Annotated in this window: 7 protein-coding genes; 1 reads left to right on the forward strand and 6 read right to left on the reverse strand. The window is 49.8% G+C overall.

Features of this window, described 5'->3' with window-relative positions; all coding sequences use genetic code 11:
- Entirely contained in the window at nt 1-1,473 is a 1,473-nt protein-coding gene (locus tag IAQ59_RS02395) for a class I SAM-dependent DNA methyltransferase (RefSeq protein ID WP_209329183.1), read from the reverse strand.
- A gap of 448 nt (nt 1,474-1,921) precedes the next feature.
- On the opposite strand from IAQ59_RS02395, the gene IAQ59_RS02400 reads away from it, so the two are divergent.
- On the forward strand, nt 1,922-3,391 hold the full coding sequence (locus IAQ59_RS02400; protein ID WP_209329184.1) for a cryptochrome/deoxyribodipyrimidine photo-lyase family protein: 1,470 nt from the start codon (nt 1,922-1,924) through the stop codon (nt 3,389-3,391).
- Between the two features lie 32 nt (nt 3,392-3,423).
- Here IAQ59_RS02400 and IAQ59_RS02405 read toward each other — a convergent pair whose 3' ends face one another.
- From IAQ59_RS02405 to IAQ59_RS02425, 5 genes are all read right to left on the reverse strand, one after another.
- Nucleotides 3,424-3,624 carry a hypothetical protein gene (locus tag IAQ59_RS02405; protein ID WP_209329185.1) on the reverse strand — a complete coding sequence of 67 codons (201 nt, stop codon included), beginning with the start codon at nt 3,622-3,624 and terminating at the stop codon, nt 3,424-3,426.
- 311 nt (nt 3,625-3,935) lie between these two features.
- Nucleotides 3,936-5,465: an arylsulfatase gene (locus IAQ59_RS02410; protein ID WP_209329186.1), complete on the reverse strand. Its 1,530-nt coding sequence runs from the start codon at nt 5,463-5,465 to the stop codon at nt 3,936-3,938.
- Between the two features lie 82 nt (nt 5,466-5,547).
- Nucleotides 5,548-8,028, reverse strand: coding sequence for a hypothetical protein (locus IAQ59_RS02415; protein WP_209329187.1), 2,481 nt, complete (start codon nt 8,026-8,028; stop codon nt 5,548-5,550).
- Between the two features lie 156 nt (nt 8,029-8,184).
- Nucleotides 8,185-10,551, reverse strand: a complete 2,367-nt coding sequence (locus IAQ59_RS02420) for a hypothetical protein (protein WP_245189386.1) — start codon at nt 10,549-10,551, stop codon at nt 8,185-8,187.
- Between the two features lie 204 nt (nt 10,552-10,755).
- The gene (locus IAQ59_RS02425) at nt 10,756-12,885 is read right to left on the reverse strand and encodes a right-handed parallel beta-helix repeat-containing protein (RefSeq protein ID WP_209329188.1); all 2,130 of its coding nucleotides are present in this window, start codon (nt 12,883-12,885) and stop codon (nt 10,756-10,758) included.

Genomic DNA, 12,885 nt, shown 5'->3' on the forward strand with positions numbered 1-12,885 from the left:
TTAAATCAGACTTTTAATTGCTTCTAATATCTCCGCACTTTCTTCATCCAATGCTTTCATTTCTTCCAAAATATCGTGTGGTAAGCGGAGTCGAACCACTTCCTTTTTGTTCGGGTTCTTTACGCTTAGGTCAAACGTATTTTGGTCAATGTTAGCCACATTTACTGTCCAAGAATTATCACTATCGGCAAAGGTTTTCTGTAGTGCTACAAAATCCGCTAAGTCGTTTTCGTTCAGTGGATTGGTCTTGCCCAAATTGCGGTCAAGGTTCAATTGATAAAACCAAACTTTCTGCGTGGGTTTACCTTTTTCGAAAAACAGCACTACGGTTTTTACGCCTGCACCGGTAAATGTTCCGCCCGGCAAATCCAACACGGTATGCAGGTTGCAGTTTTCCAACAAGGTTTTGCGTATGGCCACCGTAGCACTGTCGGTATTGCTCAAAAAGGTATTTTTAATTACCACACCTGCCCTGCCACCTGCTTTCAAAATCTTAATGAAATGCTGCAAAAAGAGTGAAGCGGTTTCGCCTGTTTTAATCGGGAAGTTTTGTTGCACTTCGGCACGTTCCTTTCCGCCAAAAGGCGGATTGGCCAGCACTACATCATAGCGGTCTTTTTCCTGTATGTCGGCCAGGTTTTCGGCTAGCGTATTGGTATGAATGATATTGGGAGCTTCCACTCCATGAAAAATCATATTCATAATGCCAATGATGTAGGCCAATGATTTTTTCTCCTTTCCGTAGAAGGTGCGTTTTTGAAGGGTTTCCCAATCTTTGGTAGAAAGTCCCGGTTTATTCAGATAGGAAAAGGCTTCGCAGAGGAAACCCGCAGAACCCACAGCACCGTCATAGATCTTGTCACCAATTTTAGGATCTACCACTTTGACGATGGTGGTAATCAGTGGTCGGGGGGTGTAATATTCGCCACCGTTTCGCCCTGCATTACCCATATTTTTTATTTTGTCTTCATACAGGTGGCTCATTTCGTGCTTCTCTGCGTGGGTGCGGAAACGCAATTCGTCAATGCGGTTAATTACTTCACGCAAATTGTAGCCGCTTTGTATACGGTTTTTCAGTTCGCTGAAAATCTCCCCAATCTTGTATTCAATGGTATCGGCACTTTCGGCACTGAGCTTAAACTTTTTGAGGTAAGGGAACAGTTTGTTGTTTACAAAGTCGGTAAGGTCATCTCCTGTCAGGGCATTGTGGTGGTCGAGAACCTCCTCCCGGCCTCCCCCATTGGGGGAGGTGATTTTAGGCATGGCCCAAACAGACCATTGGTATTCCTTGTCAATGATAGGCGTGTAAGACTTGCCTGTAAGTTCGGCTGCTGTGGCACGGTCTTTCTCTAGGTCGTCCAAATATTTGAGAAACAAAATCCAAGAGGTTTGCTCCACGTAATCGAGTTCACTTCCGCAACCTGCGTCTTTGTGAAGTATGTCATCTATATTTTTAAAAGTCTGCTCGAACATTATTTATCTCTGTTTTAATTTCGACTGGCTCAATTACCATCAATTCGTAAAGTTATCATTCTTGTCGGTGCGTTGGCAAAAAATGGCTCTTTTGGCTTTGCGCACGGATTTGTATGTTTTTCAGCGGTATTCGCGAAGGGTCGGCATTTGCGAAGGGTCGGCTTACTCGCTGTCCGTTTGAAATATGGTCTATATATTGGTCACCTGTCAAGCTGGTTACTGTTTTTGTCTTTCATTTTCTTGTTGTCGTGTCGTTCTCTACGCATGCTGCTAGCAAACACGTCGTATGGAGTTTAGCTGCCATATATCCCTGGAAGAATCTTAAAAAACTTTCCCTAAAAGGTGTGGCCCAAACACTTTTTAAAACGCCAAAGTTTTTCCACCTCCTAAAACTAACTCTTTCCATTTTATAATAAAACTTTTACCCCCATCCCTAGTTCCTACCAAAATGGAACAGGTCAATGTGGTTTGGTTTAAGCGGGATCTGAGGCTGGGCGACCATGCTCCGCTCAAAAACGCCATAGCGGATGGCCTTCCCCTGATATTAGTCTATTGCTTTGAACCTGACCTAATCGCCTCTCCCAAGTCGGACACCCGACATTGGCGATTTGTTTGGCAAAGTTTGAGTGATTTATCGGTCCGATTGCAACCTTTCGATGCGCGTATTCATATTTTTTACCTTGACCCGCTACATTTATTCCAGCGATTAACACAAGTGTACGAGGTAAAAAACGTCTTTTCCCATCAGGAAACCGGGATCCAAATCACCTACGAACGGGATAAGCGGGTCGCAGCGTTTTTCAGAACCAAGGGCATATACTGGCAGGAATTTTCCCAACAAGGTGTACAACGAGGCAGAAAAAACCGGAAAAACTGGTCCCAGGATTGGTACACCCTCATGTCCGCGGCGCAAGAAAATCCCGACCTGCAAAAAGGAAAATACTATACCCTTTCCAATGCCTTCTTGCATAGCTTGTCTTCCCTTGTAATACCGGAGGAATGGAAAACGCCCCAACCCGGCATGCAACAAGGTGGAGAGTCTACTGCCTGGAAATATGCGGATTCCTTTTTCAAGGAGCGAGTCAAAAACTACAACCGGCATATATCGAAACCTCTGTTGAGCCGGACAGGATGCAGTCGGCTGTCGCCCTACCTGGCTTGGGGCAACCTGTCCATCCGACAGGTTTACCAGGCTGCGGAGAAAAAAAAGAAGGAGGGTTTCCAGACCAAAAACCTGACGAATTTTCAATCCCGGCTACGCTGGCATTGCCACTTTATCCAGAAATTTGAAATGGAGTGCAGGATGGAGTATGAACACATCAACCGGGGCTTTGATGACTTTTTGAAGCCAAGCGATGAACACAAAATAACCGCTTGGGAAGCCGGAATGACGGGATATCCCCTGTTAGATGCCTGCATGCGCTGCCTGCGGGAGACTGGATACCTGAATTTCAGAATGCGGGCCATGTTGGTGTCCTTTTTGACCCATCACCTTTTTCAGGATTGGCGGGCAGGTGCAGCCCATTTAGCGCGAATGTTCCTGGATTTTGAACCCGGCATTCACTACCCGCAGTTACAGATGCAGGCCGGGGTGACAGGGATCAACACCGTAAGAATCTATAACCCGGTCAAGCAATCCTTGGAGCACGATGCCGATGGGTCCTTTATCAAAAAATGGGTTCCCGAACTGGCAGCTTTACCGCTTCACCTCCTTCACGAACCCTGGAAAATCACCGGTATCGAATCGACGCTGTATGGATTTCGGTTGGGCAACGACTATCCCCTTCCCATCGTGGACCTGGAGACCTCCGGAAAATTTGCCCGGGAGCATATCTGGAAAGCCCAGAAATGGGAAGGGGTACAGAAAGAAGCGCAGCGGATCCTGAATAAGCATACGGTACCCGATCGATGGCCATAAAAAGACATGCTAATAAACGAACTGTATTTGCCCTATTCGTAACGATTACCTCGGCGGATAGCCAAAGCCGATGCGCCACCTACCAAAATCCCCAAGGCAGTAGCAGCTACCGAAATAACGAGCAAGCGGTCACGCTCCCATTCGAAGCCATTGTTTGCAACATGCGCTATGGAGTTGCCGAACAAGGCACCCAATAACACCAATAGGATGAATACCAGTTGACGATTGTTCATCGTTTTTTCCATTTTATGAAGGAAAGAGCGAGGCCGAAAGCTATAAAATTTGACCCCCACCCGTACTTCGATCCGTATCGGATTTCCAGTACTCTAAACTTACAATAACGAGGGTGAAAAAAAATTTCAGTAGGCTAATTTTTTTTCACCCTCCCAATGGCATTCAACCTGAGGTCAGCCGTTTTTGGCATTTACAATTCGTTAGTTCACCCGCCAAACCGTGGTAGGAGTTCTAATCCTCAGGTTGAATATCTTAACCTATGAAGGTAGCCGTCGTCGTATCCTTTCCCTTGGGAGTAACAAATTTCAAATCACTCACCCAATGCAGCAAAGCGCCACCTAGGATTGGCAGCCGGCACGTGAGCCTGTGCCACGATTTGCTCCACCTTTTGGACAAGGTCCGGATGTTCCTCCGCCAGATTTACCTGTTCCATGGGGTCTTTTTCCAAGTCAAAAAGCTGCCATTCGGAGGTTTCCTCCTGCATGTTCAACCGAAGTGCTTTCCATTTACCCATCCTGATGGCCATTTGGCCCCCATAGGATGGGAATTCCCAGTACAAATAGTCATGCTCGGGCTGTTTTTCTCCTTTGAGCACAGGGAAAAAGCTGACTCCGTCCGAGTCAAAGGTCTCCGTTACGCCTGCTATCTCTGCCAGTGTGGGCATGACATCGTAAAAAGCTGAGATGTGGTCACTCCTTGCCCCCTTTTGAATCACCTCTGGCCAGGAAGCGATCATGGGCACGCGAATTCCTCCTTCGTAGAGATACCCTTTACCAAAGCCCTGCTCTTCCCGAAAGGGCCCTGCACTGTTAAACCACGGTGAGTCTGTACCGCCATTAAAAGTCGGTCCATTGTCGGAGGTGAATATAATCAGCGTATTGTCGTAAATACCCTGATCTTTTAGCTGCTGCACCAACTGCCCAACCTGCTCATCAAGATAACTGACCATAGCCGCATAGGTGGCCCTGGGGTAGCGGGCCGGAAAGTAGGAATTGTTCCCCAGATAGGGTTCTTCTTCACCAAATTTCTCCACATAGTAGTCAATCCACTTCCTTGGTACCTGCAGGGGTACGTGGGGAATGGGCGAGGCCCAGTACAGAAAAAAAGGATCTTTCTGCTGCTTGGAGACAAAATCCGTGATGCGCTCAAACATTATATCCGGTGCGTAATCAGTCAGAAAATAATCGGAATAGTTTTCCAACACATAGGGATCAGTCCCATCGGACAGTCTTTTATTTGGCGCGATGGTATCGTTTCTTAGGTAAACCCGACGGTCGTTTTCCCAGAGATGGAGCGGATATAACGTATGCGCCTGTCGTTGGCAATTGTATCCGAAAAAGTAATCGAAGCCCTGTTTATTAGGGACACCTACGGTATGTGGTGCACCCAGGCCCCACTTTCCGACGATAGCCGTAGTATATCCGGCTCCCTGAAGTAAAGTTCCCAGCGTGACCGTTCCTTCTGCAATCGGCCGCTGACCCTCCAAGGTCGAGTCTGCCAGCATGGCCAGATAATTCCATACGTCTCCCCGATCGGCCCACTCGTCATTGCCCCGCACCTGCGCCCTGCCACTGTGCTGTCCCGTGAGCAGTACGGCCCTTGCAGGGGCACATACCGGAGAGCCGGAATAGTGTTGGGTAAACAACATACCGCCTGCGGCAAGCGCATCAATATGAGGGGTTTCAATCTTTTGCTGTCCATAACACCCCAGATCTCCATATCCCAGGTCATCGGCCAATATATAGATGATATTTGGTGCACTATTGGATGGTTGCTTTTCTGCCGAACAAGCAACCAAAAGCAGGGCAATCATTGAAAGGCTAATATATCTGAGAGTCATAAAATCGTTAGTTTTTTAAAGGCCGCTGGTTTTCCCGTAAAGAATAGATAGGCGGGTATACCATGCGGCTTAGTCAAAAGATTCAGTCATAGGTAAACCAAGCTGTTGCCTCGCAATCGCTGTCTGATACAAGCCTTACCCAACGAGCCTCCAAGCCCTTCGGAAACTCAAGTTGAATGGTTTCTCCCGGTGGTACGGTGATTTGTTTCCATGTAAGCCATGGCCCATGACCAACAGGCTCGAACTGGATGCTGAATATAACCGGCGTGGTAGCCGAGTGCTTTAACTCCACCCTTTTATTATCGTAGAAACCAAACAAATAGGGATCGGAAGGAACTCCCTTTGCCACTCGCGTATTGACCCATGGCCCGCCACTGCCGGTGGGCTTGCCAAGCTTCCACAGGTCATCGATCACCCCTGCCCATACCGCAAGCTGCTTGTCTTTGGACCGGATCACATGAGGGTTCGAATCGGCCATGTCTGGATCCACACCGGAAATCACCAACATACCTCTGTACGATGCATAGTCGGTAACCAGCAAATCATGGGAGGCTACTGGCCGAATCTTCGCATAACCATCGGCATTCTCCGCCGGAAGCTCGTAGAATGTACCGTGGCAGTTAAACAAATCCCGCTCCGTTGCCACTTCCCGGCAGATGCGCATCTGACCATTCATAGACCAACTGTCAAACTTCCTGTCCCCCAAAGGTAATCGCCAGCGACGGTTGCGGTCGTCCACCACCAACACAGACCCCTCCTCCACGGTGACCACCTGCTCCGGAATGGCGAACTTTGTGGTGATAAAGGACTCCATTTCCGGATCCTCCACACGGTTAAGCTCCATCGAAGCGTCCAACTCATAATAGCCTGCCTCCACGAACTTCCCATCCTCCATACGCTTGGCGGCAAGGCCAAGTTTGCGTCGATTGTCTCCCAATCCATACAACAAGGCGCCCGATGCCGGTTGGTTGTCCACTTTGTTGATCCCTGCGAACAGGGCATCTTGTTGGGTTCCACGACTATCTTGGGTCACATAGGCGAGATGGGCGGTGGCTTTGGTGGCTGATTTGGGAATGATCCGCATCCACTCTGCCTGCTCGGCCGCACCAAACGTAATGGTCTCTGACGCGCCGGGTTGGATGTCCAAGCTTCGGTAGTCCTTCCATTCTCCTTTTCCTGAAGGGTCGATTTGTAAGGTAAACTGGGCTGGTTTGGCGCCCTGATTCTGAATCCATAGGGTAATGTGATCCCAACCGGTGAAAAGCACAGGTTCGGAGGACATCCCAGCACCTACGTCTTCGTTTAGCCAAACCGCGGCGTTGGCGGTAGCGGGTCCAAACCGGTCGAGCATACCCGACTCAACAAACCATAGATTGGAATTGGATTGCCCGGGACCTTCCAGGCTGCCCTTTGCGCGGCGTTTGTTCAGGAATTCCTTGTTCGCAGAGTCGTCAGCACCGAATACCACCCGGTCCTGCCAACGGGCAAAATCCCCGATCACTTTCAGATAGGCTGACCGTGGACGGATACCGGAAGTGCTTGCCTGTGAAAAATCCGAAGGAAAACTCCAGAACATCCCGTGCATAGTCATCAAGTAGTCGGGCTTATCCTCCGTACCTACGTCCCGTATGCGGGGCCATTCGGTATTCCATCCATGGGCGCCATCGTAGCTATGGCTGGCTTTGGGTAGCCGGAAAAATTGCCAACCTGCATCCGCAGCCCGTACGCCCAGTAAAACCGACTTATGATCCCATCCCGTAGCCCAAATCGGGTCGGTATCGGGATTTTTATTGCCATGAATGCCTCCCGGTCCGGTCACCTCTACAAACTGGTTTCGGCGTACCATGTGCCATTCATTCCCATCCCACTCATACAGCGAGCCTGCTTCTATGTCAAATTCTTCCAGCGCCCATTGACCGGATTCACCGTTATTGGAATAAACCATGACCCCCTGCCCGGAATAAAGGCCCTTGCCATGGGCTCCGAGTAATAATTTTGTATCCAAAGGCTCCCCGGGTGGCCGGGTCACATTGCCGTCCACATAGAGGGTGTTGACTTCCAGCGTATGTACGTCCACTTCGTAAAATCCTTCCTCCATGGTACCATAATAGATCTTTCCGCTCGGGTCGGAAAGGTGGCGGGCGTTTCCGGTATGCCTGCCGGGCATTTGTTCGTAAGGTATCACCCGCACCTCTCGGGATTGGGAGATGGCATAAGGACCTATAAACAATTGCTGACTTTCGGCGTGAATCATACGGTTGGCAGAGGTACCTCCAATGCTTTCCGGTCGCACAATCTGCTGTAGATCGGGGGTGATCTCATAGAGTTTATCCGAAGACCCATAGGGCAAATGCGGGCCATAGGTAATCACCCAAAGCCGGTCCGCCCAAGGCACCACAGCGCCCGTGCCACACTCGGATTCTTCGTTGTAATAAGCCAAATGGGGGTAAACCCCACTGAAATTCGGGTAGCTGGACGCTAGGTCAGAGGTGGATGAAGGGGCAGAACAGCCTGCCAACAGGATTAGGATAATCGCGGGAAATAGGAAATTGATCTTGTACATAAGGAAAATGCTTCACTAGCCAGTGGCTAGCAAAGCGATTGTTCGATTTTTTTTCTTTCTGTCTAAATCTAGAACTTATCCCATGTATTCACAATTTCCCGCTGCTATTTTTCCGGTTCAGGTTGGAAATTTTACCATCTATGGTCTGTATCCGCCCTACTCCTTTAGCAACCAAACATCCGAAATCTTGGAATGCTGCCTCCAGTTGAGGTGGGACTCCTCGGGCTCGTCAAAGGATACCTCCAGATGGCCCTTACGGGAAAGCTCCAACGGGACAATCCACTCTTTAAAGGTGTTGGGGTCTTTGGAATAGGTGACGGGAGAAAGCCTCCTGCCATCTACCCGCAACAGTGCCTCCCCGGAACCGAAGACCCGGATCTTGTACCTTGCCCCCGGGTCCAGGTTTTCGTAGTGTAGTTTGGGAGTCTTCTGAAACAACTGGGTAGACAAACGTTCCCGGCTGAAACCATTGTCCCACCAAGCCACATCGGTGGCGTCAAAGGAAACGGTCTGTACGCGAGGTCCCTTGGACACATGGGAAATATCGTCGTAAAAGCTACCCGGACCGGGGTTTTCCCAGGTGGCAATTCTCGTGAGGTGGGCCAACCGCTCCTCCTCATTCTTCATATTCAATAGTATGGCAGCTTGATCTGCCAGCCACCATCGGTTATTCAACGGATAGTCGAGAAAATCCAGCATCGCTCCACGTTCATAGCCCCTTGCTTGGTACTTGGGCACACTGGATTGCAACCCTATGCTTTGAAACAACTCCTCAAACAACTCCACGATACGCGCCCGCAGGTCCACGTTGATGGGCTGGGTATCGGCGCGGTTGATGATTTCCAAGGCCGTCTCCAGGCGCTGTCTGCTGTCGAATCCCGATGGATCAAGCAGTACGGCGTTGGCGGCTTTTTCCAAGCCTTGCTCATACATTAACCGGCGGCGGGTGTAGGCGTCGTAGTAAGCCCTGACCAAAAACATCTGCCAGCGCCAGTTGTCGCGGGTCAATTCCGGGTATGCTGCTTCAAGCTTTTTCCAGAAGTGAAGGGTCGCTTCCACCCCACCGTTGCCGGCGAGTGGCCCGTCCCAATTTTTCTCCAGCGCAAAAATCCCGTTGGCTGCATCTTCGGCCAATGCTGACCCAAAAAAGAAGCGGGCATACTCCTCCATGATTTGGGTGACGTCCATTTCCGGATCCCAACCCCGCATGCTCCAGACTACCTTGTTCACATTGTCTGTGCTTCCATCCGAATACGCCACAAAACCGTCGGTGAAGGGGGCATAGGTTTCATGGATTTTGGCATAATAAAAGGGCTCCGGATTGATGGGTTCACGCCCTAAGGTCAACGCAAAGGCCTGGTCCCAATTGGGTGTCGGAAACTCGCAGCGCACGGTATGGGTGATATCGGGGTATTGCCGGTGCCGATAGCGGCTAGGCAGCCGAAACCGTGTCTCCGCTATGGGTGGGCTACTGGGTCCGGACACCACACCCATCAGCCAGTCCGGCTGCTGGGTTTCCAGGTAGTTGTAGAAGTAATCCACCTGCTCCACACTGAAGCCCTGAAGAGATATCCACATTCCTGCGTTGGGATGATAGGTTGTCAGCCGCTCGTGCAGGTCTTTTAGAAAGGGCATAACCTCATGGGGATGATTATGTCCTGGATCACCCCCTGGAAAGAAAATATGGTCAATATGAGGGGTTTCCCGGTAGAACGCCTCGTGTTTCATCAAGGCTTCCGCTCGTTTCTCTGGATCTATCAGGTCAATGGTAACCGGCGTCCATGCCCAAAAATCAATTCCATATTTGTGACAGATTTCGCTGATCCGCTGATTCATCTCGAGGGGAGGCGTCTTCATGTGGACGCTAAGGGTAGCATCCTCCTTGTCGATGATGGGAATGGTTTCCACCGCATTGGTACCAAAAATCGCCAATTCCCGGATGTATTGCTCGTATTGCTCGGGTGACCAGGCGTCGTAGGTATTGGCTGTATTTCGATAGCCCAATTGATGCCCCCGTATCGGATAGGCCGGTGCTGTAGCAACGTCCACTGGCAGTGCCAATGACAGGTGATCCCGCTCCATGTGTAGATTCCGCAATAACCACCCGGCACCAAATAAGGCTCCGCGTGCGCCATTAGTCAATATCCAGATGACTGGCCTGCTCTCTCCCGCATCAGCATAGACCTGGTATCCTTCTGCCCCGAGTTCCGTCAACTTGCTCTTGGAAGGCACCGAATACCCTGCCAGAGAGGTGTCACGCGAATGTGCGATTGCGATAATGGAGGATGGTGTACTGCCTCCGTTGGTATTTACCTCCGGCAAGAAAATGCCCGTCCGCTTTTGGATTTCTTCCTGCACCATGCGCAGGATGGTCTCGCGTTGGGGTGAAGGTAAGTTACTTGAGACCGCAATGCGGGATTCGGCAAGGTCTACAGGGAGTTGTTGGGCTACGAGAAAACCGGTGGGCAAAATAAACAGCCCGAGGCAAAGTAAGAAGGTGGCGTACCGTAAGGTTGAGATCATCTGGGTGTAGTTTGCGTACTAGCACCCCAAGCTACACCAACCATTCGGACAAAAGTTTCTCTTAAAATTTCGAGCAGCTTTCCAAATGGCTGTTTTGGCTTGGGGGTTTGGGATAATACATTCCACAAGCCAAAAAAGACTATCTGTATCGATCAAACCGGCCAAACAGTAGCCGGAGCAACAGCCTTACAGGATCGTTTTACCTTATTTTTCCATCTCCCGCACAATCGCGTCAAAGGCTGCCAATTTTGCATCATCCAACTTGGCGAGCTGTTTCCACTCCTCCGACCCATATACGCCAGCTTGGGTATAATCAAATGGCTTAAAACCAATCTTACGGGCAACGGAGAGGGATTTCAACCGGAAATCACGGTTTTCCGCGTCCACAAATCCTGGATCTGCCAGGATAGAGTTTTTATCCTTGTGCTTTTTCCATTCCCGGAAAGGCATATTTTGAAACAACGGCTCCCTCGTACGGGTATCCCAATAGCAGTTGTTCTCCATCCTGATGTCAGCATCCTTTACGTTGCCCAAAAGCATGTCACCACTAGATGCGTACACGATGTTATGGACAAAGTCAAAGGAACGGTGCTTTTCTACACGTGTAAACTGCAATTGTCCCTTGAGATTAAAGGCAAAAATATTGTTCCGTATCGTGTTTTCCTTTCCGTAGTGCTGATGAAAGCCAGAGTTCTTGCAGTCATATAGCAGGTTGTTCTCCATGGTAACGTGGGTGGCTCCCTCGTCGGTGTACAGGCCCCAGCCTCCATAGGTAGCCGAGTAAACGTGGTGGATAACATTATGGTGCACATGGGTACCAAAGGCCTCGGATAAAATGTAGACTCCACCCATATCCGAAAGCTCCCCCCATCCCAGGTGATGGATATGATTGTAAGCGATAACGTTGCCCGTAGCGGGACTTTTCAGGTGATCTTCTCGCCATCTCGAAAGACCGTGTTTATCCGGCACGTTGGTTGCCACCTTGGTAGCTTCGTAACCCCACATCCATCCCACCGAAATGCCCGAATACCTAAAATCCGCAATCTCGTTGTGGGAGATTTCGTTATCGCGGGCATGGAAAACGATCACTCCCACCGCACTGGGAAACAAATGGCCGCCGTCACGTATGATGCTGTTATGAACCAAATTGTTGGCCGATACCTCTTTGTCCTCCTCATGATAGAGGAAATCACCGATCTTCACCCCGCCCGCTCCCAAGTCGTGCAAATAAGAGCTTTTGATTTTGCTATTGGTAACTTGTCTTCTAAACCAAACACCATACAAGCCTGTATGTGCGATCTCACAGTTTTCAAATACGATGTGATCCGCATAATCCACCATGATACTTGCCTCCAAGGGCGCAGCTGCCTGCAACGGATCATCGCCCTGCTTGGGCAATTGGTATCCCGCTACTTTAAAGCGGATATTCTTGAAGATTTTGTTCTTGACCGGGTTTGACTTATCCCCCCTAATGATCATGAATTTGTCCGTGATGGGCACATAAGCCGACAAAGACGCAAGCTCATCCCCTTCTCTGGGAATGTAATACACGTAGCGGTCTTCCTTTACCAACCATTCCCCCGGTGCATCCAACGCTACCGGTATGTTTTCGATTCTGTACTTGGTTATGCCATCGAGCTGATTCCAGGGCTGCATGCCCTTCCCCCGAATGTATACCGCAGACGAATCGGGATCAAAATGGTCGATGTACTTGCGCGTAACATCCCATTTGTGATAGAACGTGATCACCGCATTTTTGATATTAACAGGACTCTCCTCTTGCAAAAAGCCTGCATCCCCGGGATCTAGGGAGATTTTTTGAATGGCAAATTCCGGCAAACGATCCCGCCCCCTGTCCACTATCGTTTCTTCCACTGCCTTCACTTGGAAAAACCCCGTATTGGGCATTCTGGCACGGATGGCCCGCTCACCATTTACAAAAAGTTGCTCAAAGCCAGCTCTGCCGTGATAGGGCAAAGGGACAGGTGCCCTCCACAACCTGTCGCTAACCCTTTCCCAACCGGAAATGGAAACCCCTCCATAAAAGGTAACCCGATCGTCCATCCCCTCAAACACGATCGGTGTCGCATCGGCGGATGTGAGCTCCAAGGGCTTTGTCAAATGGTAATCCCCAGGTGCTATCTTCACATAGACCGTATCGGAGGTTTGCAGCTTCCGGATCAAATCCCGAGCTCCCGTCAAGGACAATAGAGGCGCTTCCTGTGTACCGGGATTGGTATCCAATCCATTCGGCGCAAGGTATAGGGTGGTTGGTTCAGACAATGCTGAAAACCAGAACCCAAGAATATATAAAAACAGCGTAGCAGGTATCAT

Origin of the sequence: Lunatimonas salinarum, assembly GCF_017811155.1 — a bacterium.
GTDB classification, from domain to species: Bacteria; Bacteroidota; Bacteroidia; order Cytophagales; family Cyclobacteriaceae; genus Lunatimonas; species Lunatimonas salinarum.

Bases quoted from the DNA above. Each gene is read 5' to 3' on its own strand.
- IAQ59_RS02400 (WP_209329184.1), top strand. From the start codon at position 1,922: ATGGAACAGGTCAATGTGGTTTGGTTTAAGCGGGATCTGAGGCTGGGC.
- IAQ59_RS02415 (WP_209329187.1), bottom strand. From the start codon at position 8,028: ATGTACAAGATCAATTTCCTATTTCCCGCGATTATCCTAATCCTGTTG.
- IAQ59_RS02405 (WP_209329185.1), bottom strand. From the start codon at position 3,624: ATGAACAATCGTCAACTGGTATTCATCCTATTGGTGTTATTGGGTGCC.
- IAQ59_RS02395 (WP_209329183.1), bottom strand. From the start codon at position 1,473: ATGTTCGAGCAGACTTTTAAAAATATAGATGACATACTTCACAAAGAC.
- IAQ59_RS02425 (WP_209329188.1), bottom strand. From the start codon at position 12,885: ATGATACCTGCTACGCTGTTTTTATATATTCTTGGGTTCTGGTTTTCA.
- IAQ59_RS02410 (WP_209329186.1), bottom strand. From the start codon at position 5,465: ATGACTCTCAGATATATTAGCCTTTCAATGATTGCCCTGCTTTTGGTT.
- IAQ59_RS02420 (WP_245189386.1), bottom strand. From the start codon at position 10,551: ATGATCTCAACCTTACGGTACGCCACCTTCTTACTTTGCCTCGGGCTG.